This window comes from Variovorax paradoxus, from assembly GCF_009755665.1.
Lineage (GTDB): Bacteria > Pseudomonadota > Gammaproteobacteria > Burkholderiales > Burkholderiaceae_C > Variovorax > Variovorax paradoxus_G.
The window spans coordinates 4,572,236-4,597,678 of the sequence record NZ_CP046622.1 but is presented as its reverse complement, the minus strand read 5'-3'; the positions used below and the strand labels follow the sequence as shown (position 1 = coordinate 4,597,678).

The window sequence follows — 25,443 nt, the reverse complement described above, 5'->3', positions numbered from 1 at the left end:
CGCGTTCAGCGTTGCGACGGAAGGAAAGGCGCTTTGTTGTCGGGAGAAGAAGGTTCATCGCTCACTGAAGGAATGTCGGGATGCGGGTCGAAACTGCCGCCGGGCGGCAGGTCCAGCCCCGCGGGCGCGCCGCCGTCTGGCGTGTGGCGCTCGAACTCGCGAGCGCGCACATTGCTGCGCAGAAAACGGTTGCGGAAATCCTGCCGCGGCAGGTAGCGAGCGAGCTCGGTCAGTGCCATCTCGTAGACGCCGCGTTTGAATTCGACGACCACATCGAGCGGCACCCAGTAATCGTGCCATCGCCAGGCGTCGAACTCGGGGTGGTCGGTCGCGCGCAGGTTCAAGTCCCAGTCGTGACCGATCAATTGCAGCAAATACCAGATTTGCTTCTGGCCCTTGTAGTGGCCCCGTGCGTCACGGCGAATGAACCGATCCGGCACCTCGTAGCGCAACCAGTCACGGGTACGGGCCACGATGCGCACGTGCTCCGGATGGAGCCCGACTTCCTCGTGCAGTTCCCGGAACATGGCTTGTTCGGGACTTTCCCCGCGGTCTATGCCGCCTTGCGGAAACTGCCAGGAATGCGTGCGTATGCGTTTGCCCCAGAAAACCTGGTTTCTCTGGTTGAGCAGGATGATGCCGACGTTGGGCCTGAAGCCGTCCCGGTCGAGCATAATCAAACCCCAATTTTTGAACTGAGTCGATTATGCATGCCGGGTTGCGCTCGGCAAGCGGCCAGTTCGAGGCTCACGGGTTCCCGGAGGTCTCTCCCGGCGCCTGTTTTCCCCATGACTTTGAATCCACCAGCGCGATCCCGATGAAAGCTTCCCGATTTTTTGTCTCCACCCTCAAGGAAGCGCCGGCCGACGCCGAAGTCGCGAGCCATCGGCTCATGATGCGCGCCGGCATGATCAAGAAGCTCGGCACCGGCATCTACACATACATGCCCATGGGCCTGCGCGTGATCCGCAAGGTCGAGGCCATCGTGCGCGAGGAAATGAACCGCGCCGGCGCTGTCGAGCTCACGATGCCCGTGGTGCAGCCGGCCGAGTTCTGGCAAGAAACCGGCCGCTTCGAGAAGATGGGCCCCGAGCTGCTGCGCATCAAGGACCGGCACGACCGTGACTTCGTGGTCCAGCCGACCAGCGAAGAAGTGGTGACCGACATCGCGCGCCAGGAAATCCGCAGCTACAAGCAGCTGCCGAAGAATTTCTACCAGATCCAGACCAAGTTTCGCGACGAACGCCGTCCGCGCTTCGGTCTCATGCGCGGGCGCGAGTTCATCATGAAGGACGCCTACAGCTTCGACCGCGACCTGGGCGCCGCCAAGGCCAGCTACCAGGTCATGGCCGATGCCTATCGGCGCATCTTCGACCGCTTTGGCCTGCGCTACCGCGCCGTCGCGGCCGACAGTGGCGCCATCGGCGGCGACCTGAGCGAAGAATTCCAGGTGATTGCCGCCACCGGCGAAGACGCCATCGTCTATTGCCCCGAGAGCAAGTACGCCGCCAACATGGAAAAGGCCGAGGCGCTGCCCCCGGCCGGTCCGCGCCCCACAGCGGCCAAGCCGCTCGAGAAGACGCCCACCCCCGGCAAGAGCACTTGTGCCGACGTGGCCGAGTTGCTCGGCGTGCCGCTCGCGACCACGGTCAAGTCGCTGGTGCTCGCGACCGACATCGTCGACGAGGCCGGCAACCCGAAGGGCTCGCAGGTCTGGCTGCTGCTTTTGCGCGGCGACCATGACATGAACGAGATCAAGGTCAGCAAGGTGCCGGGCCTGGACAAGGGCTTCCGCTTCGCGACATTGGCCGAAATCGACGACCACTTCGGCTGCAAGCCCGGCTACCTGGGCCCGCTGAATCTCAAGAAGCCGGTCAAGCTCGTGGCAGACCGCGAAGTGGCCGTCATGGCCGACTGGATCACCGGCGCCAACGAAATCGACTTCCACATGACCGGCGTCAACTGGGGCCGCGACCTGCCCGAGCCCGAGCTGGTGGCCGACCTGCGCAACGTGGTGGCAGGCGACCCCTCGCCCGATGGCAAGGGCGTGCTGGCCATCGAGCGCGGCATCGAAGTGGGCCACGTGTTCGTGCTCGGTACCAAGTACAGCAAGGACATGAACGCCACCTACCTCGACGAAGCCGGCAAGCCGCAGTTTCTCGAGATGGGCTGCTACGGCATCGGCATCACGCGCCTGCCCGCCGCCGCCATCGAACAGAACCACGACGAGCGCGGCATCATCTGGCCCGACGCGCTGGCGCCGTTCACCGTGGTGGTCTGCCCCATTGGCATGGACCGCAGCCCCGAGGTCAAGGTGGCCGCCGAGGCGCTCTACGAGCAACTGCTCGCAGCCGGCGTCGACGTGCTGCTCGACGACCGAGGCGAACGCCCGGGCGCGATGTTCGCAGACTGGGAGCTGATCGGCGTACCGCACCGCGTGGTCATTTCGGACCGTGGCCTGAAGGAAGGCCAGCTCGAATACCAGCATCGCCGCGACACCGCGGCCACCAAGGTGCCGGCGGCCGGCATCGCCGAATTCATCACCGGCAAGCTCGCGAAATGAGCGTGGAGGGCGGCCTCTCGCGACGCCGATGTCTGGGCGGCGCCGCAGCGGCGGGCGCGCTGGCGGCGCTGTCGCTGCCGCAGGCCGCCCATGCCGGCGCGCAGATCGAAGAGCCGCTGATCGACTCGGTGCGCACCGCGCTGAGTTCGGCCATCCACAACAAGGCGCCGCCGGTTCCCGAGTTTTCGAGCACCGAAGCCCGGCTGAACTACCTGCGCTGGCTCGGCGAAATGAGCGAGCGCCTCAAGAAGAAGATTGCCGACTGGCCCACGCGCAAGGAGTTCCTGCAGACCGTCTGGTACGAGAGCAAGCGCTCGGGCCTCGACGTGAGCCTGGTGCTCGGGCTGATCCAGGTCGAAAGCAACTTCCGCAAGTTCGCGGTGTCCAGCGCCGGTGCGCGGGGCTACATGCAGGTCATGCCGTTCTGGACCCGCGTGATCGGCGACAGTGATCCCGCCAAGCTGTTCCACATGCAGACCAACCTGCGCTTCGGCTGCGTCATCCTGCGCCACTACCTCGACCGCGAGAAGGGCGATCTGTACATGACTCTCGGCCGCTACAACGGCAGCCGCGGCAAGTCGCCGTACCCCAACGCCGTGTTTGCCAACCAGCGCCTCTGGACCTTCGTGGACAGGGACCGCGCAGCCGCCTGACCACTTCGCGCAGACTGGGGGCGAGCTAAGTTCTTGTCACCATCACCTGGTCGATGCGGTAGCTGTCGACGTCCATCACCTCGAAGGTGTAGCCGCCCCAGCTCACGCTGTCGGTGCGCTTGGGCACCCGGCGCAGCATCACCATCAAGAAGCCCGCCAAGGTTTCGTATTCATCCGAATGCGGCAGCTCGTCGATATGCAGTGCACGCTGCACATCCTGGATCGGCGTCACGCCGTCGATCAGCCACGAGTTCTCGTCGCGCTTCACGATCTGCTCTTCGTCCGGCAGCGACACCAGGTCGCCCATCACCGTGCTCATCACGTCGTTGAGCGTGATCACGCCCACCACCAGGCTGTACTCGTTGACGATGATCGCGAAGTCTTCATGCGCCTGCTGGAACTGCTCGAGCACTTCGGTGAGCGACAGCCGGTCGGGGATGACCAGCGCCTTGTGCAGCGGCAGCCCCTTGTCGAAGGCCAGCGGCTGGCCGCTGAGCACGCGCTGGAACATGTCCTTCGCGTCGACGTAGCCGAGCACGTGGTCGATGTCGCCGTCGCACACCGGGTAGGCCGAGAAAGGCTCGGCCACGATGCGCGCGCGCAGCACCGACTCCGGATCGTCGTGCAGAAACCAGGCGATGTTGTCCCGCACCGTCATCACGCTGCTGACCAGGCGCGTGTCCAGCTCGAACACATTGGCGATCACCTGCTGCTCTCGTACCGCGAGCACGCCCGCGCGCGCGCCGGCCTCGGTCATGGCCAGGATGTCGGCCGAGGTGATCTTGTCGTCGCGCACCAGCGGCATGCCCAGCACCTTGAAGAGCATGTCGGTCGAACGGGTGAACAGCCACACCAGCGGCTTGAACGCCGTGATCAGCAGCAGCATCGGCCCGACCATGCGCACGGCAATGCGCTCCGGGTCGCTCATGCCGAGCCGCTTGGGGAACAGGTCGGCAAAAACCAGGAATACCGCAATGACGATCACGAACGAGCACAGGAAAGCCACGTTCGCCGAGGCTTCCACACTCATCCAGTTCTCGAAGAAGCGTGCGAAGTACGGGCTGAGCGAGCCCTCACCCACCACGCCGCCGAGGATGGCCACCGCGTTGAGGCCGATCTGCACCACCGTGAAGTAGTGGCCCGGCTGCTCCTGCACGCGCAGCACGCGCTCGGCCCGGGCATCGCCTTCGTCGGCCATCTGGCGCAGGCGCAGGCGCCGCGAGGCGGCAAGAGTGATCTCGGCAAGTGAGAAGAATGCGCTCATCGCGATCAGAAAGACGATGATGAGCAGGCTTTGGGTCAGGGTCATGGTGGCACTTTGAAGAGTGCCATGGTGCCATGACATGGCGCCCATTCCGGCGACTGCCGCGGAACCGGGCTTGCCCGGCTGCCGTGAAGCCTAGACGCCGCCGTTGGGGTGGGTTGGATCGACCCAGAGCACCGATTCCGGTTTTTCCACCGGCTCGATGTCGAGATTGACGGCCACCGCCTCGCCGTCGCTGCGGCACAGCACGCACTCGAGCGGCTCGGTCGCGCTGGCGTTGATTTCCTGGTGTGGCACGTAGGGCGGCACGTAGATGAAATCGCCCGGTCCGGCTTCGGCCGTGAACTCGAGCTTTTCACCCCAGCGCATGCGCGCGCGTCCGCGCACGACATAGATCACCGATTCAAGAGGCCCGTGGTGATGGGCGCCGGTCTTGGCGTCTGCGTGAATGGTGACGGTGCCGGCCCACAGCTTCTGCGCACCGACACGGGCAAAGTTGATGGCCGCCGCCCGGTTCATGCCGGGCGTCTGGGCCGTGTTGACGTCGAGCTGGTTGGCCGCGACCACGCGCACGCCATCGTGCTTCCAGGCCGGCGCCGAAGCGCCATCGTGCGAGTGGCCTTCGTGGTCGTGGCTCATGGCGGGCCTGAAGAAAATCAGGCGGGGTTGCTGCCGCCCAGCACCTGCTGCAGTTCGCCCGACTCGTACATCTCCATCATGATGTCCGAGCCGCCCACGAATTCGCCCTTCACATAGAGCTGGGGAATCGTCGGCCAGTTGCTGTATTCCTTGATGCCCTGGCGGATGCCGTCGTCTTCGAGCACGTTGACTGTCTTGAGCGTCTTGGTGTCGACGCCGACCGCCTTGAGGATCTGGATTGCACGGCCCGAAAAGCCGCACATCGGAAAGCTCGCGTTGCCCTTCATGAAGAGCACGAGGTCGTTGGTCTTGACGAGATCGTCGATGCGTTGTTGAGCGTCGGACATGGGGACTCCTGAAAAAGTGGGCTTGAGGGGATTATTTCACCGGGCGCCAGATTCCGCCGGAACAGCGCGCGATGCCGGCAAGGTCATCGCGGCTTTGAACTTCCGCGAACCCGCGTGTTTCCAGCAACTGGCGCACCGCGGCGGCCTGGTCGTGGCCGTGTTCCAGCAGCAGCCAGCCGCCTTCGGCGAGGTGCGACGGCGCGTTCTGAACGATCTGGCGGATGTCGTCGAGCCCGTCGGCCCCTGAAACCAGCGCGGCCGGGGGCTCGTGCCGCAGCGCGGGCAGATGGGGATCGCCGATGGCGATGTAAGGCGGATTGCTGGCGATGACCGTGTAGCCGCTGCCAGCGCTCTCCAGCCAATGAGCCTGGCTGAAGCGCACCGGCAGGCCGAGGCGCTCGGCATTGGCTTGGGCTACAGCCAGGGCATCGGCGCTGGCATCGACCGCATCGACCTGCGCGTCCGGACGCGCATGCTGCAGCGCCAGCGCGATGGCCCCGCTGCCGGTGCCCAGGTCGAGCACGCGCGGCGCATTGTGGCCGTCGAGGCATTCCAGTGCCCAGTCGACCAGCGTTTCGGTGTCGGGGCGTGGCACCAGCACCCGCGCGTCCACCTGCAGCGCCAGGCCGTGGAATTCCTTTTCCCCAAGCAGGTAGGCCACTGGTTCACCCTTCAGCCGACGAGACAGCCGTTCCGCCAGCGCAGTCCACGCCGACGCCGGCATGGCATCGGTGTCGTGCGCCAGCAGCCACGCGCGTTCGTGCGGCGGACGGCCCAGCGCGTGCAGCAGCAGCAACTGGGCGTCTAGCCTGTCGACGCCCAGCGCCACCGCAGCGGCCAGCGCCTGCGCCACGGTGGTCGGTGTGGTGGCGGTCGTCATCGTCAAGCCGGCAGGCTCGATTCGAGCTCGGCCAGTTGCTCGGCCTCGCGCGCGGCGCGCAGGGCGTCCAGCACGTCGCCTAGGTCGCCCTCCATGATCGCCAGCAGCTTGTAGAGCGTGAGATTGATCCGGTGGTCGGTCAGCCGGCCCTGCGGAAAGTTGTAGGTGCGAATGCGGTCCGAGCGGTCGCCGCTGCCGATGAGGCCCTTGCGCATGGCGGCGTCCTTGGCGGCGCGCTCGCTGCGCTCCTTCTCCTGGATGCGCGCGGAGAGCACCTGCAGCGCCTTGGCCTTGTTGCGGTGCTGGCTGCGGTCGTCCTGGCACTCGGCCACGATGCCCGTCGGAATGTGCGTGATGCGCACTGCCGAATCGGTCTTGTTGATGTGCTGGCCGCCGGCGCCGCTCGCGCGGTAGGTGTCGATGCGCAGGTCGGCGGGGTTGATCTGCACCGCCACCGTCTCGTCAGGCTCGGCCAGCACGGCCACCGTGCAGGCGCTGGTGTGGATGCGGCCCTGGGTTTCGGTCGCCGGCACCCGCTGCACGCGGTGCCCGCCCGACTCGAAGCGCAGGTGCCCGAACACGTCGTTGCCGACGATGCGGATCACCACTTCCTTGTAGCCGCCGAGTTCGCTTTCGCTTCCGCTCACCACCTCGCAGCGCCAGCCGGCGCGCTCGCAATAGCGCGTGTACATGCGCAGCAGGTCGCCCGCGAACAGGGCCGATTCGTCGCCGCCCGTGCCCGCGCGGATTTCGAGGAATGCATTGCGCGCATCGTCCGGGTCCTTGGGCAGCAGCAGGCGCTGCAGTTCTTCCTCGAGCTGGATCAGCTCGGCTTCGGCACCCGCGATTTCTTCCCGCGCCATCTCGGCCATGTCGGGGTCGTCCAGCATTTCGCGCGCGCCGGCAATGTCGGCTTCGCGCTGCTTGTAGCGCTCGTAGCGGCCCGCGATCTGCGTGATTTCGGCATGCTCGCGCGATATGGTGCGGTACTGCGCCATGTCGCTCATGATGTCTTCGCGCGACAGCAGGAAGTCGAGTTCGCCGAGACGCTGCGCGTAGCGCTCGAGTTGGTGGCGCAGAAAAGGTTTCACGTCGAGAAGGGCCGAAAAGGAAGGAGGGAGCGCGGCTCGCGGCGGCAAGGCGCGGGAGGGCCGCGGCAACGGAGCCGGGCCGGCGGCGGCAAGCGTCGCTAACGCTCTTTGCGCAGGAAGAGCCGCGAAATCGTCTGGGCCGTCTGTTCGCGCGAAGCCGCATCGCCCGCGTGCAGTTCGGCCAGCGCGCCGTGCAGCATTTTTTGCGTGAGCCCGCGCGACATGGCCTCGAGCACCGCATCGACCGATTCGCCCTTAGCCAGCAGCTTGCGCGCGCGCGCCATCTCAGCGGCGCGCCACTCGTCGGTCTGCGCGTTGAGCTGCTGAATGAGCGGCACCGTGCCGCGCTGGCGCAGCCAGTGCATGAAGCTTTGCACGCCGGCATCAATGATGACTTCAGCCTGCGCCACCGCGGCCTGCCGGTTGGCCTGGCCCTGCTGCACCACCTGGGCGAGATCGTCCACGGTATAGAGATAGATGTCTTCGAGCGCCTTCACCTCGGGCTCGATGTCGCGCGGCACCGCCAGGTCGACCATGAACATCGGGCGGTGCTTGCGGGCCTTGAGCGCGCGCTCCACGGCGCCGAGGCCGATGATGGGCAGCGTGCTCGCGGTGCAGCTCACCACAATGTCGAATTCCGCGAGCCGGCTCGGCAGGTCGGCCAGCCGCATGGCCTCGCCGCCGAAGCGCGAGGCCAGCTTTTCGCCGCGTTCCAGCGTGCGGTTGGCAATGGCGATCGACTTCGGGTCCTTGGCGGCGAAGTGCGTCGCGGCCAGGTCGATCATTTCGCCGGCGCCCACGAACAGCACGCGCGTCTGGTGCAGGTCTTCGAAGAGCTGGCCCGCCAGCCGGACCGCGGCGGCCGCCATGCTGATGGAATGCGCGCCGATTTCGGTGGCGGTACGCACTTCTTTCGCGACCGCGAAGGAACGCTGGAACAGCTGGTTGAGCGTGCTGCCAAGTGCGCCGGCGGTTTCGGCCGCGCGCACGGCGTCTTTCATCTGGCCGAGGATCTGCGCTTCGCCCAGCACCATGGAATCGAGCCCGCTGGCCACCCGGAAGGCATGGCGCGCAGCCTCGTCGTCGTGCAGCGTGTAGGAGTGCGAGCGCAGCAGCGCCGGCGCCACGCCGCCGTTTTCAGCCAGCCAGCCGACCGTGTGGTCGAGCGCGGCGTGTTCGGCGGCGCAATAGATCTCGGTGCGGTTGCAGGTCGAGATGATTGCCGCTTCGACCTGCGGATGGCGTCCGGAGGCGAACGAACTGCGCAAACTCTGCAGCGTGGGTGCCAGCTGATCGAGCGCGAACGCAAAACGACCGCGCAGATCGAGCGGCGCGGTCGTGTGGTTCAACCCGAGGGTCCAGACTGACATATCTGCTGATTATAAAATCAGCAGGAGCTGCGCGGCTGCCGAGGGGTTTGCCGCACAGCCAGCACACAAAGGGCGCCCGGGGCGCCCTTGGCTTTCTCAGGCGGCCTCGCCTCGATCCCTCCCTTCACGTTCCCCGTCCATGTCCCTGCTGGATCTTTTGAACCATCTGCTCAACTTTGTGGCGCCTGCGCTGGCCGTCGGGTTCCTGTGCGCACTGGCGGGCCGGGTTTTCGGCCGCCGGGTGGCGGGTGGGCCGGCCTGGTGGATCCAGGGCGCAGTCAACTTCGGCGTCGGGGTGCTGGCGCTCTTGGGCGGGCTGGTCTTTTCTGGTCGCGATGGCGCGATGCTCACCTACGCAGCGCTCGTGGCGGCCTGCGCTACAAGTCAGTGGATGGTCTCGAAAAGCTGGCGGAAGTAGGTCGGTCGCAAAACAATTGTTACGCTATGCGTGTCAAGATGTTACTTAGGTTAATATATTAATTGGGGTGGTAATTTTTCACACTTGAGAACGATTTTGGGCAAACTGCCTTGAGCATGCATTGGCAAGACGGCCCACGGACGGTATAGATGTATCTGCATCCTCTTATTGCCAGCGTTCCCCAGGAAGAACGGGCAGCGTTTGTCCAGCGCATCGAACTTCGTTCCTACCGCCGAAACGAGGTCGTGCTGGGTGCGGATGACTGGACCGACCGGGTGTACTGCGTGGCCACCGGCCTGCTGCGGGTGGTGGTGCAAGGAAGCGAGGACAGCGGCGATGTCACCACCGACTTCATCCGACAGGACGATTTCTTCCTGAATGCCGCCCCGATCGAGGAGCGCTACCAGCCCGGCGCCATGCTGATCGCGGCATTGCCCACCTCCCTTTACCTGGTGCCCACGCTGGAGTTGCGCGCCCTGTGCGAGCGGTACCCGGCCGTGACCATGGGGCTGCTCGAAATCGTGATGAAGCGCACCACGGTGCTGCGCAGGCAGATCCGGCAGATTTCCTCGGCCTCGTCCGAGCGGCTCATCAGCCGCATCCTGCATGAGCTCACGGTGCTGGCCCCGGGCACCGGTGGCGGCTACGACAAGCGCATCACCCAGTCGGTCATCGCTTCTTATTCAGGGCTTTCCCGGATGCAGGTCAACAAGACGATGCGGGATCTCGAACGCCGCGGCCTGGTCAGGCGCGACGAGCACGGCGTCTATGTTCCGCCGCACTTCGCGTCGTCGGACTTCCAGGAGCTTGCGCCCGGTGAGGCGAGCCCCCCGAGCCCGCCGGCGGACCCGCCCGGCGAGGTGGGCCCGTCGTTCTTTTCGGAATTGTTCGAAGCGCCCAAGTCGAGCAAGCCCCGCAAGGGCTGAGCCGCTCTAGGCGGCCGTTCCCTTGGTTTCCTGGCTAGCCGACCGCCAGCCGGGTTCCCGTGCCGCTTGCGGATTTGCGGATGCCGTCCGGCCCATAGAAGGGCTGGGCGCTGGCCTGCAGGTAGTGCAGCGCGTTCTGCGTGAAATCCAGCTGGCTGTACACCATCGATCCGTTGCGGCGGTTGTCCGCCCTGGCTTGCTGCGCAAGCTCGACCAGTGCGGCCCACGCGGCGAGCGACGCTTCGCCGTCAGCGGCCGCGGCCGCATCGGCGCCTGCGCGGCCGGGTTCGAATCCGCGCGCCACCTGGGCCGACTCGCGGGCCTGGTCGAGCGCGGCCATGCGGTCGAGCAGGCCTGTCTTGCGTTCGGTCAGCTGGGGCAACTCCGCAAAGCGGCCGTTCTTCATGGCGTCCGCTTCCTGGTCGAGCACGGCCAGGAATTCCTCCACGCAGGACTTCTCGGCCAGCAGGTGAACCAGCATGGTGTTCACAGCTTTCCGTTTTCGTGCAGCAGTTCGCGCACGCTGCTCAACAGGCCGCGGGCGATTCGCTCAGGATGAATTTCATAGCGCCCGGCCCGGATGTCCTCGCGAATCGCGGCCACGCGCGCTGCGTCGAAGTCTGCATTGGGCGCGTCGGGCAGCGAATGCACCTGGCCCGACGAGAGCTGCACCACGTCCTTGCCGCCCTGGACGGCCTCGGTGCCGCTGGCTGGCGATGACGATGCACCCTTGCTGGTCCGGGTGAGCAGGGTGGCCGAAGGGGCGGATGGATCGATTTTCAAGATGGTTCCTCAAAGGGCTGCCTTGTGTATCGGCAGGTCGGGCCAAAACTTTAGGGCTTGGCGCGTCGCGCCGTGAATTCGGCTACTGCGCCAGCCGGATGTGGCCTTCCTCGTCGGCCACGCCGCTGACCAGGCGGCCGTCCAGGGTCTTGGCCCGCACTGTAGAGCCCGCCCCGGCGCTGGTCATCGCCCGGGCTTCGGTACTGACACTGTAGCCGGGGCCCTCGGCAACGACCTTGACGGTCTGGCCCTGCTGGATCACGGACACGCCGCGCACCAGTTCGCGCCGCAGCGGCGCCCCCGATGCGATGCGGTTGGCCGCCACCACGCCTTCGAGCTCCGCGGCGTCCGTGACGACGGAGCGGGGCAGGGCGGTGAGATCGCCGTTGCGCACGGCAAAGTCGCCCGTGCCCAGGGCCTTTCCGGTTTCGATGTTCCGCAGCGCGACGAAGTAGCGCCCCTCGACCGCGACGTAGGCCAGCACGTAGCGCGTCCACGGCTTCTGGTCCGAATGGCAACGCAGGCCGACCGACACGCGGCCCCAGGCCGCCGCGCCGCGCGGCAGAAAAGCCTCGAGCGCATCGCACGGCGGCAGCGGGCCGGAGCCCGGAGCCTCCACGCGGATGCCGACCTTGCCCGGCAATCCGGCGGTTTGCGCCTGCAGCAACTTGTCCACGGCGGCGCGCGCGTCGCCGGTGAGTGGCGCCGCGGCAACGGAAGCCGCCGCTGCAAGTCCTGCCGCCAAGGCTGGCAGCACGATCTTCAGGAGGCGCTTGTGGGAGTGGGTTTTTTCCATCATGGGTGCCCGGCAATTCTAGGAAGACGCACCCGATCCGAAGATTCGAAGTGCACCCCAAATGCCCCTTTGTTCGGCCCATTGCGAAAGCAGTGCATGCATAGACTCGCTTTCCATCAGTCGCCATGCCCGCCAGGGACGCGATGCCACAAATGATGGAAACACATGATCGACAAGCTGGATGCGGCACTGCGCTTCAACCGCGAAGCACTCAATCTCCGGACACAGCGCCAGGAGGTGCTGGCCGCCAACATCGCACACGCCGACACGCCCAACTACAAGGCGCGTGACTTCGATTTTGCAAGCCGCCTCACGCAGGCGGTAGAGCAGGGCCGCGGGGGCCAGTCGGTGCAGATGGCCGCCACTTCGTCGCGCCACATACAGGGCCAGGCCTCTTCGATGCCCGACCGCGACCTGCTGTACCGCGTGCCGAGCCAGCCCAGCATCGACGGCAACACCGTCGAGATGGATGCCGAGCGCATCAACTTCGCCGATAACGCGCTGCGCTACGAAGCCAACCTCACGGTGGTCAGCGCCAAGATCAAGTCGCTGCTCGCCGCGGCGCAATAAGCACAGGAGAGCTACGCATGCCGCATCCCAGCGCATCCATGAACATCTTCAGCGTGGCGGGCTCCGCCATGTCCGCGCAGTCGCAGCGCATGAACGTGACGGCGAGCAACCTCGCCAACGCCGAAAGCGTGGCCGGCCCCGACGGCAAGCCCTACCGCGCCAAGCAGGTCGTGTTCGAAGTGGACTCTTCCGGTTCCGGCCAGCAGGACATCGGCGGCGTCAAGGTGGCCCGCGTGGTCGAAGACGCCTCGCCGCTGAAGATGGTCTTCGACCCCAAGAGCCCGCATGCGAACGCCGAAGGCTATGTGTCGATGCCCAACGTCAACGTGGTCGAGGAGATGACCAACATGATCTCCGCCTCTCGCAACTACCAGGCCAACGTCGAGGTGCTGAACACCGCCAAGACCCTCATGGTCAAGACGCTGAGCATCGGCCAGTAACCCGTACATCCACACCCAAGCCATGGCCATTTCCGACACCTCCTCCATCACCGGGCTCAACGCAGCCACCGCCGCATCCAGCGCCGGCAACACTTCCGAAGTGGACAGCGAACAGCGCTTCCTCAAGCTCCTGGTAACGCAGCTCAACAACCAGGACCCGCTCAACCCGATGGAGAACGCCGAGCTCACCAGCCAGCTCGCGCAGATGAGCACCGTGAGCGGCATCGAGCGGCTCAACGCGGCGCTGAGCGGCCTGGTGAACCAGACCGGTACCAACCAGGTGCTGCAGGCGGCGTCGCTCATTGGCTACAACGTGCTGTCGCCGGGCAACACCATCGGCACCACCGAACCCAAGGCCGGCGAAGAGCCGGCGGCCGTGCCCTTTGCGGTGCAGCTGCCGGGCACGGCCGGCAACGTCGAGGTGAAGATCGTCAACGCCGCCGGCAACACGGTGCGCACCCTCTCGCTCGGTTCCATGACGGAAGGCGTCAACGCCGTCAGCTGGGACGGCAAGGCCGACGACGGCACCGTGGCACCGCCCGGTTCTTACACCTTCAGCGTTTCGGCCAGCAACAACGGCGCCGACGTGAAAGCCACCTCGCTGGTCTTCTCGCAGGTCGCGGCAGTCAAGCAAGGCGCCGACGGCATCACGCTCGAGTTGATGTCGGGCAACAGCATCGGCCTGGCCGATGTGCGCATGTTCCTCTGAGCAACCACGACACCTGTACTTCATCGGCAGCGGCCCTGGTGCCGCAAGCCATTTCCATTTCTTCCTCGCACTGAAACAAGGATTCGATCATGGGCTTTTCCCAAGGCATCAGCGGCTTGTCCGCAGCCGCCGCCAACCTGGACGTCATCGGCAACAACATCGCCAACTCCAACACCGTCGGCTTCAAGTCGGGCGCGGCAACGTTCCAGGACGTGTATGCCGGCTCGCGCGTCGGCCTCGGCGTTGCGGTGTCGGGCATCGTGCAGAATTTCACGCAGGGCTCGGTGCAAACCAGCAGCCGCCCGCTGGACATTGCCATTCTCAACGGCGACGGCTTCTTCCGCCTCAGCAGCCCGAGCGGCGAGGTGATGTACTCGCGCAATGGCCAGTTCACGCGCGACAAGGACGGCTTCATCGTCAACGCCGCCGGCCTGCGCCTGACGGGCTACGGCGTTTCGGCCACCGGCGGACTCGACGGCGGCACTCCCGGCCCGCTGCAGGTCCAGACCACGGCCATGAGCCCGAAGGCCACCACCGCCATCGACGCCACCTTCAACCTGGATGCGCGCGGCACGGTGCCCACCAAGACCCCGTTCTCTCCGACCGATTCGGACACCTTCAACTATTCGAACGCGCTCGGCCCGATCTTCGATTCGCTCGGCAATCCGCATGAGCTCGGCGTTTTCTTCGTGAAGACTGGCGCCAACGCCTGGAACGTCTACGGCGCTGCCGACGGCACTGCGCTCAACGCCGGCGCGCCCATCTCGACGATGACCTTCGACGGCAACGGCAACCTGCTCACCCCCGCGGGCGGCGCGATCACCCTGCCGGCGATGAACTTCGGCAACGGCTCGGTGGCGCTCAATGCCACGGTGGACCTTTCGGGCACCACGCAGTTCGGCAACGCCAACGAGATCAAGACGCTCAAGCAGGACGGCTTCACCTCGGGCACGCTGACCTCGTTCTCGATCAACCCCGACGGCACCATCACCGGCAAGTTCTCCAACGAACAGACCACGCTGATGGGCCAGGTGGTGCTGACCTCGTTCGCCAACCCGAACGGGCTGGAGCCGAAGGGCGAGAACGTCTGGGCCGAAACGCTGGCCTCGGGCCAGCCGCTCACCGGCACGCCCGGTGCAGGCACCAAGCAGGGCTCGCTCGCCTCGGGCGCGCTGGAGGCCTCCAACGTCGACCTGACCTCCGAACTCGTCAACCTCATCGTCGCGCAGCGCAGCTACCAGGCCAACGCACAGACGGTGAAGACGCAGGACCAGGTCGTCCAGACGCTGATCAACATCCGCTGAGTAGCTTATGGACCGCATGCTGTATGTCGCGATGAGCGGCGCCAAGCAGGCGATGGAGCAGCAAGCCTCCGTCGCCAACAACATGGCGAACGCCTCGACACCCGGATTCCGCGCGCAGATCAACAGCTTTCGCGCAGTGCCGGTGACCGACGGCGGCCCCGAGCCGTCGACACGCTCCTACGTGGTTGCCACCACGCCGGGTGCCGACTTCAGCCATGGTCCGCTGACCGAAACCGGCCGCGCACTCGATGTCGCGGTGCACGGCGACGGCTGGCTCGTGGTGCAGACGCCTGACGGCGGCGAAGCCTACACCCGCGTGGGCAACCTGCAGGTGAACGCCGAAGGCCAGCTGACCACCATGGGCGCACGCCCGGTGCTCGGCGACGCCGGCGCACTCGTGGTGCCGCCCGGCTCCGCCGTTTCCATTGCGGCCAATGGTTTGGTCACGGCGCGCGGCGCCGGCGACCCGGCCATCGGCATTGCCGAAGTGGGCCGCCTGAAGCTGGTCAACCCGCCCACTGCCGATCTGGTGCGTGGTGCCGATGGCCTGTTTCGCATGCGCGAGGGCCTTCCGCCCGCCGAAGCCGATGCTGCCATCACAGTGACCACCGGCGCCGTCGAGGGCAGCAACGTCAACGGCGTCGAGGCCATGGTGGCCATGATCGCCAACGCCCGCAGCTTCGAAATGCAGATGAAGTCGATGCGCACCGCGGACGACAACGCGCAATCGGCCAACAAGCTGCTGGCTTACGGCTAAAGCCTGCGCTCCACACAACTCCCAAGGAATTTTCACCATGATGCGCTCGCTCTACATCGCCAAGACAGGTCTCGATGCACAACAGACCCAACTCGACGTGGTGTCGAACAACCTCGCCAACGTCGGCACCACGGGCTTCAAGCGAAGCCGTGCCGTGTTCGAGGACCTGATGTACCAGAACCTGCGCCAGGTCGGCGGCCAGACTTCGGACCAGACCCGCCTGCCTTCGGGCCTGCAGGTGGGCACCGGCGTCCACGTGGTCGCCACCGAGCGCATCCACTCGCAGGGCAATCTCACCAAGACCGACAAGCCCACGGACGTTGCCATCAACGGCGGCGGCTTCTTCCAGGTGCTGATGCCCGATGGAACCACCTCGTACACACGCGACGGTTCCTTCCAGACCGACCGCGACGGCCAGCTCGTCACGGCCAGCGGCTTTCCGGTGCAGCCGGCCATCACGCTGCCTGCCAACGCCACCAGCCTCACAGTGGGCCGCGACGGTATCGTGTCGATCACGCAGGCCGGCTCCACCAACACGGTGCAGGTCGGGCAACTGCAGCTGGCCACGTTCCTGAATCCGGCCGGCCTGCAGAGCAAGGGCGAGAACCTCTATGCCGAAACCGACGCGTCGGGCGCACCCAACCAGGTGAACCCCGGCATCGACGGCGCCGGCATCCTGAGCCAGGGCTATGTCGAGGCGTCGAACGTCAACGTGGTCGAAGAGCTCGTGAACATGATCGCCACCCAGCGCGCCTACGAGATCAACAGCAAGGCGGTCCAGACCTCTGACCAGATGCTGCAGCGCCTGGCCCAGTTATGACCCGCCTCAACCTGCGCCTGGTGCTGTCGGTTGCCGCCGTGCTGGCCTCGGGCTGCGCGCAGGTTCCGCGCGAGCCGCTGGTGCACCAGCCAATGACGGCGCGGGCGGAGAACATGGCTTCTGCGCCGCGGCGCGCGAATGGTGCAATCTTCCAGGACGGCCCCGGCGGCAGCGCGCTGTTCGAAGACCGCAGGCCGCGCAACGTGGGCGACATCCTGACCATCGTCATCAGCGAGCGCGTCAACGCCAGCAAGAATTCGGGCGCAACCGCGAGCCGAACCGGCAGCCTTGCCGCAGACTTTGCCGGCGGCATTCCGAAGCTGCTGGGCTCGCTGCTCGACGGGCAGGACGCCAAGCTGTCCGGCGGCAACAAGCTCGATGCCAAGGGCGGCGCCAACGCCAACAACACCTTCAACGGCGTTATCACGGTCACCGTGGTGGACGTGATGCGCAACGGCAACTTGCTGGTCAGCGGCGAGAAGCAGATGGGCATCAACCAGGGCACCGAATACATCCGGTTCTCGGGCGTGGTGAATCCGCGCACGGTCTCGGGCAACAACACCGTGCCGTCCACCCTGGTGGCCGACGCACGCATCGAATACACGGCCAAGGGCTACATCGACGAAGCGCAGCACATGGGTTGGATGCAGCGCATCTTCCTCAATGTCATGCCGTTCTAGCACCATGAAAAACATCTGCAATACCGTGCGCCGTATCTGCCTGCTGGCGCTGTGCGCCATGGCCCTGCATTCGCCCGCCCATGCCGAGCGGCTGAAAGAGCTGGCAAGCATCCAGGGCGTGCGCGACAACCCGCTGATCGGCTACGGCCTGATGGTGGGCCTGGACGGCACGGGCGACCAGACCATGCAGACGCCGTTCACCACGCAAAGCCTGAACAACATGCTGCAGCAGCTCGGCATCACGATTCCGCAGGGCGTGAACATGCAGCTGAAGAACGTGGCGGCGGTCATGGTCACGGCCACGCTGCCATCGTTTGCGCGGCCCGGGCAGAACATCGACGTGACCGTGTCATCGATGGGCAATGCCAAGAGCCTGCGCGGGGGCACGCTGCTCATGACGCCGCTCAAGGGCGTCGACGGGCAGGTGTATGCCATTGCGCAGGGCAACATGGTGGTCGGCGGCGCCGGCGCATCGGCCAACGGCAGCAAGGCGCAAGTCAACCAGCTCAGCTCGGGCCGCATTCCGGGCGGCGCGCTGGTCGAGCGCGGCGTCGAGACGCCGGTGGGCGGCGAAGGCACGTTCTCGCTAGAACTCAACCGGTCCGATTTCGGCACCGTGCAGCGCGCGGTCGATGCCATCAACCGGCAGTTCGGCCCCGGCACCGCGCAGGCGCTCGATGCCCGCGTGATCCATGTGCAGGCACCCGCGCCGCAGGAGCGCGTCGGTTTTCTCGCACAGCTCGAAAGCCTGGAAGTCACGCCCACGCAGGCAGTTGCACGCGTGGTCGTCAATGCACGCACCGGCTCCGTGGTCATGAACCAGGCGGTGCGCGTGAACGACTGCGCGGTGGCGCACGGCAACCTGTCGGTGGTCATCAACACCGAGCCGGTGGTGAGCCAGCCCAACGCATTTTCAGGCGGGCAGACCGTGGTCGGACAAACCTCGCAGATATCGATCAACCAAGGCGGCGGCGCATTGCAGATGGTGCGCGGCGGCGCTTCGCTGGCCGACGTGATCAAGGGTCTGAACAGCCTGGGCGCCAACCCGCAAGACCTGGTGTCCATCCTGCAGGCCATGAAAACCGCCGGCGCACTGCGCGCCGAGCTCGAAATCATCTGAGCACCGGCATGGCAATCACGGAAAGCAGAAGCGGGGCGCTGGACCAGCGCCTTGCACTCGACGTACAGAGCGTCGATGCATTGCGCCACACCGTTCGCACCTCGCCTGAAGAAGGCCTGAAGCAGGTCTCACGGCAGTTCGAGGCGCTGTTCATGAACATGGTGCTCAAGAGCATGCGCGAGGCCACGCCCTCCAGCGGCCTGCTCGAGAACCGCGACGAGAAGGTCTACCTCTCGATGCTCGACCAGCAGCTGGCGCAGAACCTCTCGGGCCGCGGCGTCGGCCTGGCCGAAGCCATGCTCGCGCAGCTCAGCCGCGCCTCGGCGTCCGGCGGTGAAGCGGAAGACGGCATGGAGGCCATGCCGCTGGCACCTCGCGTCGCCGGGATGGCGCTCACGCCGCAGTCGGGTATTCCCATTGGCTCGGCGCCGCCTTCATCGATGCCGGCAAGGGCGCCGGCCGCATCGGTCGATCTGAGCATCTACCAGCGCAACAGCGAGCGTCCGGTCACGGCCGCTGTCGCATCGCTGCAAGGCAACGTCGACAGTTTCGTGCAGCGCATGGGCGGCTCCGCGCAGGTGGCCAGCGCCGCCAGCGGCGTGCCCGCGCCGCTCATTCTTGCGCAGGCCGCGCTCGAATCGGGCTGGGGCAAGCGGGAGATCCGGGCCGATGACGGCACGCAGAGCTTCAACCTGTTCGGCATCAAGGCCGACCGCAGCTGGAAGGGCCCCGTGGTGGAAACCACCACGACCGAATACGTGGACGGCGAACCGCAGCGCGTGCGCGCCAAGTTCAGGGCCTACGCCTCGTACGACGAAGCCTTTACCGACTACGCCAAGTTCATCACGCGCAATCCGCGCTACGCCAACGTGCTGGCGGCCGAAACGCCGGCCGAAGCCGCGCACGGCCTGCAGAAGGCCGGCTACGCAACCGATCCCCAGTACGGGCAGAAGCTCGTTCGCATCATGCAGAAGTTCAGCTGAAGGAATTCATATGGCAGAGATCATCGCCCCCGCGCAACCAAACCTCCGAGGCGGCACTGCGCCCGTCGTTTCCAGCCGGCTGGAGGTCGTGACCTTCACGCTGGGCCAGGAAGAGTACGGAATCGACATCCAGAAGGTACAGGAGCTGCGCGGCTACGACGCGGTGACGCGCATTGCCAATGCGCCCGAATACATCAAGGGCGTGGTGAACCTGCGCGGAATCATCGTGCCGATCATCGACATGCGCATCAAGTTCCAGCTGGGGGCGCCGACCTATGACCAGTTCACGGTGGTGATCGTGCTGAACATCGGTGGCCGCGTGGTGGGCATGGTGGTGGACAGCGTGTCGGACGTGATCACGCTGAGCGCAGAGCAGATCAAGCCCGCGCCGCAGATGGGCGCCGTGCTGGACACGGAGTACCTGATCGGGCTGGGCACGCTGGACGAGCGGATGCTGATCCTGGTGGACATCGACAAGCTGATGTCCAGCGACGAGATGGGCCTGATCGAAAAAGTCATCTGACATTGATGCATACGGAGCAACCGAAATGAAGAACCTGAAAATCGGCACGCGGCTTGGCATTGGTTTTGCACTGGTGCTGGTGCTCATGGCGTGCATCGCAGGCATCGGCGTGTTCCGTTTGCAAGGCGTGGGCCACGCGGTGCAGGAAATGGTGCAGCGCTCGCTCGTGAAAGAGCGGCTGGCCGCCAACTGGCTGTTGAACACCAGCAGCAACAGCGTGCGCACCTTCGCGCTGGTCAAGAGCAACGATGCGGAGGTGCAGGCCTACCTGCAAAAGCACATGAGCAAGACCAGTGCAGGCATTTCCGAGACGCAGTCCAAGCTCGAGGCCATGCTCGATTCGCCCGAGGAACAGGCGATCAGTGCCGACATCAAGGAGAGGCGCAGCCAGTACGTGAGCCTGCGCAATGCCATTCTCAAGCTGAAGAGCGAAGGCAAGCAGGAAGAGGCCGCCACGCTCACCAACGACAAGCTGGTGCCGATGCTCGACGTGTATGACGCGAGCATCCGCAGCATGCTGACGCACCAGGCGGAGCGGATCGACAAGGCGGCGGAGGCCGTGGAAGGTCTGAACCGCGCGGGCCGGGCCAACGTGATCGTGCTGGCCGTGGTTGCGCTGCTGCTCGGCGCCGTGCTGGCATGGCTTCTTACCCGCAGCATCACGCGCCCATTGAACGAAGCGGTGCGCGTGGCGCAAACCGTTGCGGGCGGCGACCTCACGAGCCATATCGAATCGTCGTCCACCGACGAGACGGGCCTCTTGATGCAGGCACTCAAGAACATGAACACGAGCCTGGCCAACGTGGTCGGCGGCGTGCGCACCGGCACCGATGCCATTGCCACCGCCTCGGGCCAGATCGCCGCAGGCAACCAGGACCTGTCTTCGCGCACCGAAGAGCAGGCCAGCTCGCTCGAAGAGACGGCCGCCTCGATGGAAGAGCTCACCTCCACCGTGAAGCAGAACGCCGACAACGCGCGTCAGGCCAACCAGCTGGCCCTCTCGGCCTCCGAAGTGGCCGTGCGCGGCGGCGGCGTGGTCAGCCAGGTGGTGGACACCATGGGTTCCATCAACACCTCGTCCAAGAAGATCGTCGACATCATCGGCGTGATCGATGGCATCGCCTTCCAGACCAATATCCTGGCGCTGAATGCGGCCGTGGAAGCGGCCCGCGCCGGTGAACAAGGCAGGGGCTTCGCCGTGGTGGCTTCTGAAGTGCGCAACCTCGCCCAGCGCTCTGGTGCGGCCGCCAAGGAAATCAAGGGCCTGATCGACGACTCGGTGGGCAAGGTCGAAGCCGGCAGCCGGCAGGTGGCCGAGGCGGGTCGCACGATGGATGAGATCGTGGACAGCGTCAAGCGCGTGACCGACATCATGGGCGAGATCACGGCCGCCAGCCAGGAGCAGAGCACCGGCATCGAGCAGGTGAACCAGGCCATCGCGCAGATGGACCAGGTGACGCAGCAGAACGCGGCACTGGTCGAAGAAGCGGCAGCGGCTGCCCAATCGATGCAGGAGCAGGCCGCCAGCCTGGTGAGCGCCGTGAGCGTGTTCAGGTTGGAACCCGGCACGCAGCTCCAGCGAAGCGAGCCAGTGCTCGCAGCGCAGGCGGCGGCTCGAACGGCGTTCCGCCCCCTCAATGCCGTTCCCAAGACCCTGCGCCCGGCGCTGGGCGGGAAAGCCGAGGCTGCCGCACCCCGGCAACTGGCGACGGCCGGCACCGCGGCTGGCGACTGGACGGAATTTTGAACTAATGGCCTCAAGTCTTGCGCGCACCTGCCGATAAACCTATCGGTAGCACCGCAAAAAAGACATCCACCCTAGGAAGAGACTATGTTCAACCGTTTGAATTCCCGCGGCCTTCGCATCGGCCAGAAGCTCGGGCTGTTCACGGCCAGCGCCATCATGGGCGTGGCGGCCCTGACAGCCCTTTTCCTGATTTCGGAGCGCAAGCTCATCATGGAAGAGCGGCAAGCCAGCGTGCGCCAGGTGGTGGAAAGCGCGCACGGCCTGCTGGCCCATTACCACGGCCTCGTGGCCAAGGGCACGCTGACCGAGCCGCAGGCGAAGGAGCAGGCGATGCAGGCGATTCGAGGCCTGCGCTACAGCGGCAGCGAGTATTTCTGGATCAACGACATGCAGCCGCGCATGGTGATGCACCCCATCAGCCCGGCGCTCGAGAACAAGGATCTCTCGTCCAACAAGGATGCCACCGGCAAGCGGCTGTTCGTCGCGTTCGTCGACACCGTCAAGGCCAACGGCGCTGGCTTCGTTCCCTACCTCTGGGCCAAGCCGGGCAGCGACAAGCCGGTGCCCAAGGTCTCTTACGTGAAGGGCTTCGAACCCTGGGGCTGGATCATCGGCTCGGGCGTGTATGTGGATACGGTGCAGACCACGATCATGGGCCGGATCATCTCCCTGTCGATCGGTGCGCTGGTGCTGGCTGCAGGGCTGCTGGCCCTGGGCTGGACGATTTCGCGCGGCCTGCTCAAGCAGCTCGGCGGCGAGCCCGCGGACGCGACCGCCATTGCGCACCGCATCGCCGCCGGCGATCTGGCGGTTCGCATCGAATTGAAGCGCGGCGACCAAGCCAGCCTGCTGCATGCGATCCAGGGCATGCGCGACAGCCTCGCCAAGGTGGTGGGCGAAGTGCGCACGGGTACCGACGCCATCGCCACCGCCTCGGGCCAGATCGCCGCAGGCAATCAAGATTTGTCTTCGCGCACCGAAGAGCAGGCCAGCTCGCTCGAAGAGACCGCGGCTTCAATGGAGGAGCTCACCTCCACCGTCAAGCAGAACGCCGACAACGCCCGTCAGGCCAATCAACTCGCCCTCTCGGCCTCCGAAGTGGCCGTGCGCGGCGGCGGCGTGGTCAGCCAGGTGGTGGACACCATGGGCTCCATCAACACGTCTTCCAAGAAGATCGTCGACATCATCGGCGTGATCGACGGCATCGCGTTCCAGACCAACATCCTCGCGCTCAATGCGGCCGTGGAAGCCGCACGCGCCGGTGAACAAGGCCGCGGCTTCGCGGTCGTCGCCTCCGAAGTGCGCAACCTCGCCCAGCGCTCCGGTGCAGCCGCCAAGGAAATCAAGGGCCTGATCGACGACTCGGTGGGCAAGGTCGAAGCCGGCAGCCGCCAGGTGGCCGAAGCGGGCCGCACGATGGACGAGATCGTGGACAGCGTCAAGCGCGTGACCGACATCATGGGCGAGATCACCGCGGCGAGCCAGGAGCAGAGCACCGGCATCGAGCAGGTGAACCAGGCCATCGCGCAGATGGACCAGGTGACCCAGCAGAACGCGGCGCTGGTGGAAGAGGCCGCGGCTGCGGCGCAGTCGATGCAGGAGCAGGCCGCAAGCCTGGTCAGTTCGGTGAGCGTGTTCAAGCTCGAAGGCGGCCACGCCTCTGCCGCATCGGCGTATGCACGGCTCGCTTCCGCCGCGGCCAAGGCGGCGCGCCCCTCCGAATCAACCCCTAAGCCCCGGCGCGCGGCGCCGGCCAAGAAGACCCAAGAAGCACCTTCGTCCCCGCAGCTGGCCATGGCCGGCGCAGCCGGCGGCGACTGGACAGAGTTTTAAGCCAACAGCCACAGGTTTCCCGATGAGCGCAACCCCAACCCAACAAACCGCAGACACCCGCAACGCCGCACCGTCCCGTCCTGGCCGGCCACTGGAATTTCTTTCCTTCACGCTGGGCCAGGAAGAGTACGGAATCGACATCCAGAAGGTGCAGGAGCTACGCGGCTATGACGCGGTGACGCGCATTGCCAATGCGCCCGAATACATCAAGGGCGTGGTGAACCTGCGCGGGATCATCGTGCCGATCATCGACATGCGCATCAAGTTCCAGCTGGGGGCGCCGACCTATGACCAGTTCACGGTGGTGATCGTGCTGAACATCGGTGGTCGCGTGGTGGGCATGGTGGTGGACAGCGTGTCGGACGTGATCACGCTGAGCGCAGAGCAGATCAAGCCGGCGCCGCAGATGGGCGCCGTGCTGGACACGGAGTACCTGATCGGGCTGGGCACGCTGGACGAGCGGATGCTGATCCTGGTGGACATCGACAAGCTGATGTCCAGCGACGAGATGGGCCTGGTCGAGAAGATCGCCGCCTGATTCTTCATTTCAGCACCCCACCATGAACTTTCTTTCCAACATGCGCATCGGAACGCGCCTGGCCATCGGCTTCGGCCTGGTTCTCGTCCTGACGCTCGTCTCGGCCGCCTTTGCGCTGATGACCGCACGCAGCAATGCCGAAGCCACCCGCCAGATGATGCAGAGCCCGCTCGCGAAAGAGCGGCTCATCTCCGACTGGTACGTGCTGACCTACTCGGCCATTGCGCGCACCGCAATGATCGCCAAGAGCACCGACGAATCGCTGCCCGTTACCTTTGCAGACGTCATCTCCGACAGCGTGAAGAAGGGCGGAGAAACCATGGCCAAGGTCGAGGCCCTGCTCGTCACCGACTTGGAGAAGTCGACCTTCAAGAACATCGTCGAGCTGCGCGCCAAGTACCAGGCCGCCAAGGACGCCGTGCAGAAGGCCAAGACCGGCGGCAACGCCGCGGAAGCCGATGCCGCCTTCAAGAACACGTTCATGCCGGCTGCCAAGGCCTACGAAACGCGCGTGCTCGAACTGCTGGCCCTCGAGCGCAAGGCCATCGACGACATGAGCCGTGCGATCGACGAGGCGAATGCGCGCAGCTTCAACCTCCGCATCTTCCTGACCGCGCTCACGTTGATATTGGGCGCGCTTTGCGCCTTCCTGATCGCCCGCAGCGTCACGCGGCCTCTGGGCCATGCGGTGAAGGTGGCCGAAACCGTGGCGAGCGGCGACCTCAGCTCGGCCATTGAAACCGGCTCGCGCGACGAGACCGGCCAGCTGATGAATGCGCTGAAGCACATGAACGATAGCCTCGCCAAGGTGGTGGGCGAAGTGCGCACGGGTACCGACGCCATCGCCACCGCCTCGGGCCAGATCGCCGCAGGCAATCAAGATTTGTCTTCGCGCACCGAAGAGCAGGCCAGCTCGCTCGAAGAGACGGCCGCCTCGATGGAAGAGCTCACATCCACTGTCAAGCAGAACGCCGACAACGCACGGCAAGCCAATCAACTCGCGCTCTCGGCCTCGGAGGTTGCGGTCAAGGGTGGCGGCGTGGTCAATCAGGTGGTCGACACCATGGCATCGATCAATGCTTCCTCCAAGAAGATCGTCGACATCATCGGCGTGATCGACGGCATCGCGTTCCAGACCAACATCCTCGCGCTCAATGCAGCCGTGGAAGCTGCGCGTGCCGGCGAGCAGGGTCGCGGCTTCGCGGTCGTCGCCTCCGAAGTGCGCAACCTCGCCCAGCGCTCCGGTGCAGCCGCCAAGGAAATCAAGGGCCTGATCGACGACTCGGTGGGCAAGGTCGAAGCCGGCAGCCGCCAGGTGGCCGAAGCGGGCCGCACGATGGACGAGATCGTGGACAGCGTCAAGCGCGTGACCGACATCATGGGCGAGATCACGGCCGCCAGCCAGGAGCAGAGCACCGGCATCGAGCAGGTCAACCAGGCCATTGCGCAGATGGACCAGGTGACGCAGCAAAACGCGGCGCTGGTGGAAGAAGCGGCAGCGGCTGCCCAATCGATGCAGGAGCAGGCCGCAAGCCTGGTGGAAGCGGTGAGCGTGTTCAGGCTGGACAGCAACGCCGCAACCCGCCCGCTCGCGCAAGTGCACGCCAAGCTGCAGCCGGCACTGCCGTCACGCCGGGCCATGCCCGCGCTGGCTACCGCCGGGGGCTGGGAGGCTTCCTGAGCACCGCG

At 65.7% G+C, this 25,443-nt stretch carries 28 protein-coding genes; 18 read left to right on the top strand and 10 right to left on the bottom strand.

From position 1 onward, the window contains the following. Positions 1-5 precede the first annotated feature (5 nt). Entirely contained in the window at positions 6-674 is a 669-nt protein-coding gene (locus tag GOQ09_RS21475; protein ID WP_126747149.1) for an RNA pyrophosphohydrolase, read from the bottom strand. 143 nt (positions 675-817) lie between these two features. Between GOQ09_RS21475 and GOQ09_RS21470 the strand changes: the two genes are divergently transcribed. Together GOQ09_RS21470 and GOQ09_RS21465 are read left to right on the top strand one after the other, a co-directional pair. Continuing rightward, positions 818-2,563 (top strand): proline--tRNA ligase, encoded by a 1,746-nt coding sequence (locus GOQ09_RS21470; RefSeq protein ID WP_157615536.1) that lies wholly within the window; start codon positions 818-820, stop codon positions 2,561-2,563. Further along, a complete protein-coding gene (locus GOQ09_RS21465) occupies positions 2,560-3,216 on the top strand; it encodes a lytic transglycosylase domain-containing protein (protein ID WP_157615534.1) in 657 nt (218 codons plus the stop codon). Before GOQ09_RS21470 ends, GOQ09_RS21465 begins: the two co-directional genes overlap by 4 nt. Before the next feature lie 25 nt (positions 3,217-3,241). Here the strand turns inward: GOQ09_RS21465 and GOQ09_RS21460 are convergent, their stop codons facing one another. From GOQ09_RS21460 to hemA, 6 genes are all read right to left on the bottom strand, one after another. After that, the gene (locus GOQ09_RS21460) at positions 3,242-4,525 is read right to left on the bottom strand and encodes a hemolysin family protein (protein WP_157615532.1); all 1,284 of its coding nucleotides are present in this window, start codon (positions 4,523-4,525) and stop codon (positions 3,242-3,244) included. Between the two features lie 90 nt (positions 4,526-4,615). Beyond that, entirely contained in the window at positions 4,616-5,119 is a 504-nt protein-coding gene (locus tag GOQ09_RS21455; protein ID WP_157615530.1) for a cupin domain-containing protein, read from the bottom strand. 17 nt (positions 5,120-5,136) lie between these two features. After that, entirely contained in the window at positions 5,137-5,466 is a 330-nt protein-coding gene (gene grxD / locus GOQ09_RS21450; protein WP_124960760.1) for a Grx4 family monothiol glutaredoxin, read from the bottom strand. 31 nt (positions 5,467-5,497) lie between these two features. Next, positions 5,498-6,346, bottom strand: coding sequence for a peptide chain release factor N(5)-glutamine methyltransferase (gene prmC, locus GOQ09_RS21445; RefSeq protein ID WP_157616802.1), 849 nt, complete (start codon positions 6,344-6,346; stop codon positions 5,498-5,500). A 2-nt stretch (positions 6,347-6,348) separates the two neighbouring features. After that, positions 6,349-7,437 (bottom strand): peptide chain release factor 1, encoded by a 1,089-nt coding sequence (prfA, locus tag GOQ09_RS21440; RefSeq protein ID WP_157615528.1) that lies wholly within the window; start codon positions 7,435-7,437, stop codon positions 6,349-6,351. Positions 7,438-7,535: 98 nt separating this feature from the next. Next, a complete protein-coding gene (gene hemA / locus GOQ09_RS21435; protein WP_157615526.1) occupies positions 7,536-8,807 on the bottom strand; it encodes a glutamyl-tRNA reductase in 1,272 nt (423 codons plus the stop codon). Between the two features lie 139 nt (positions 8,808-8,946). Between hemA and GOQ09_RS21430 the strand changes: the two genes are divergently transcribed. Both GOQ09_RS21430 and GOQ09_RS21425 read left to right on the top strand, forming a co-directional pair. Beyond that, the gene (locus GOQ09_RS21430; protein ID WP_157615524.1) at positions 8,947-9,225 is read left to right on the top strand and encodes a hypothetical protein; all 279 of its coding nucleotides are present in this window, start codon (positions 8,947-8,949) and stop codon (positions 9,223-9,225) included. Positions 9,226-9,374: 149 nt separating this feature from the next. Next, complete coding sequence (locus GOQ09_RS21425; protein WP_157615522.1) at positions 9,375-10,151, top strand: Crp/Fnr family transcriptional regulator; 777 nt, start codon at positions 9,375-9,377, stop codon at positions 10,149-10,151. 34 nt (positions 10,152-10,185) lie between these two features. On the opposite strand, the gene GOQ09_RS21420 is transcribed toward GOQ09_RS21425, so the two are convergent. The 3 genes from GOQ09_RS21420 to flgA all read right to left on the bottom strand — a co-directional run bounded on the left by GOQ09_RS21420 (position 10,186) and on the right by flgA (position 11,733). Then, a complete protein-coding gene (locus tag GOQ09_RS21420; protein ID WP_157615520.1) occupies positions 10,186-10,632 on the bottom strand; it encodes a flagella synthesis protein FlgN in 447 nt (148 codons plus the stop codon). Positions 10,633-10,637: 5 nt separating this feature from the next. After that, positions 10,638-10,934 carry a flagellar biosynthesis anti-sigma factor FlgM gene (gene flgM, locus GOQ09_RS21415; RefSeq protein ID WP_157615518.1) on the bottom strand — a complete coding sequence of 99 codons (297 nt, stop codon included), beginning with the start codon at positions 10,932-10,934 and terminating at the stop codon, positions 10,638-10,640. Between the two features lie 82 nt (positions 10,935-11,016). Beyond that, positions 11,017-11,733, bottom strand: coding sequence for a flagellar basal body P-ring formation chaperone FlgA (gene flgA / locus GOQ09_RS21410; protein ID WP_242630905.1), 717 nt, complete (start codon positions 11,731-11,733; stop codon positions 11,017-11,019). A 162-nt stretch (positions 11,734-11,895) separates the two neighbouring features. Between flgA and flgB the strand changes: the two genes are divergently transcribed. The 14 genes from flgB to GOQ09_RS21340 all read left to right on the top strand — a co-directional run bounded on the left by flgB (position 11,896) and on the right by GOQ09_RS21340 (position 25,435). Beyond that, the gene (gene flgB, locus GOQ09_RS21405) at positions 11,896-12,300 is read left to right on the top strand and encodes a flagellar basal body rod protein FlgB (RefSeq protein ID WP_157615516.1); all 405 of its coding nucleotides are present in this window, start codon (positions 11,896-11,898) and stop codon (positions 12,298-12,300) included. 17 nt (positions 12,301-12,317) lie between these two features. Next, positions 12,318-12,740 carry a flagellar basal body rod protein FlgC gene (gene flgC / locus GOQ09_RS21400; RefSeq protein WP_157615515.1) on the top strand — a complete coding sequence of 141 codons (423 nt, stop codon included), beginning with the start codon at positions 12,318-12,320 and terminating at the stop codon, positions 12,738-12,740. A 22-nt stretch (positions 12,741-12,762) separates the two neighbouring features. Next, positions 12,763-13,449 carry a flagellar hook assembly protein FlgD gene (locus tag GOQ09_RS21395; RefSeq protein ID WP_157615513.1) on the top strand — a complete coding sequence of 229 codons (687 nt, stop codon included), beginning with the start codon at positions 12,763-12,765 and terminating at the stop codon, positions 13,447-13,449. 89 nt (positions 13,450-13,538) lie between these two features. After that, positions 13,539-14,753: a flagellar hook protein FlgE gene (gene flgE / locus GOQ09_RS21390; protein WP_157615511.1), complete on the top strand. Its 1,215-nt coding sequence runs from the start codon at positions 13,539-13,541 to the stop codon at positions 14,751-14,753. Between the two features lie 7 nt (positions 14,754-14,760). After that, entirely contained in the window at positions 14,761-15,510 is a 750-nt protein-coding gene (locus GOQ09_RS21385) for a flagellar basal body rod protein FlgF (protein WP_157615509.1), read from the top strand. A gap of 37 nt (positions 15,511-15,547) precedes the next feature. Then, a complete protein-coding gene (gene flgG / locus GOQ09_RS21380) occupies positions 15,548-16,330 on the top strand; it encodes a flagellar basal-body rod protein FlgG (RefSeq protein WP_126746958.1) in 783 nt (260 codons plus the stop codon). Further along, a complete protein-coding gene (locus GOQ09_RS21375) occupies positions 16,327-17,010 on the top strand; it encodes a flagellar basal body L-ring protein FlgH (protein ID WP_157615506.1) in 684 nt (227 codons plus the stop codon). Before flgG ends, GOQ09_RS21375 begins: the two co-directional genes overlap by 4 nt. 58 nt (positions 17,011-17,068) lie before the next feature. Further along, a complete protein-coding gene (locus tag GOQ09_RS21370; RefSeq protein WP_242631147.1) occupies positions 17,069-18,130 on the top strand; it encodes a flagellar basal body P-ring protein FlgI in 1,062 nt (353 codons plus the stop codon). Between the two features lie 8 nt (positions 18,131-18,138). Beyond that, positions 18,139-19,113, top strand: coding sequence for a flagellar assembly peptidoglycan hydrolase FlgJ (flgJ, locus tag GOQ09_RS21365; RefSeq protein WP_157615502.1), 975 nt, complete (start codon positions 18,139-18,141; stop codon positions 19,111-19,113). Between the two features lie 10 nt (positions 19,114-19,123). Further along, positions 19,124-19,636, top strand: a complete 513-nt coding sequence (locus GOQ09_RS21360; RefSeq protein ID WP_242630904.1) for a chemotaxis protein CheW — start codon at positions 19,124-19,126, stop codon at positions 19,634-19,636. A 25-nt stretch (positions 19,637-19,661) separates the two neighbouring features. Continuing rightward, complete coding sequence (locus GOQ09_RS21355) at positions 19,662-21,383, top strand: methyl-accepting chemotaxis protein (RefSeq protein WP_157615500.1); 1,722 nt, start codon at positions 19,662-19,664, stop codon at positions 21,381-21,383. 84 nt (positions 21,384-21,467) lie between these two features. Next, on the top strand, positions 21,468-23,216 hold the full coding sequence (locus tag GOQ09_RS21350) for a methyl-accepting chemotaxis protein (protein WP_157615498.1): 1,749 nt from the start codon (positions 21,468-21,470) through the stop codon (positions 23,214-23,216). Between the two features lie 22 nt (positions 23,217-23,238). Beyond that, a complete protein-coding gene (locus GOQ09_RS21345; protein WP_157615496.1) occupies positions 23,239-23,754 on the top strand; it encodes a chemotaxis protein CheW in 516 nt (171 codons plus the stop codon). Between the two features lie 22 nt (positions 23,755-23,776). Then, positions 23,777-25,435: a methyl-accepting chemotaxis protein gene (locus GOQ09_RS21340; protein ID WP_157615494.1), complete on the top strand. Its 1,659-nt coding sequence runs from the start codon at positions 23,777-23,779 to the stop codon at positions 25,433-25,435. Positions 25,436-25,443: the final 8 nt, after the last annotated feature.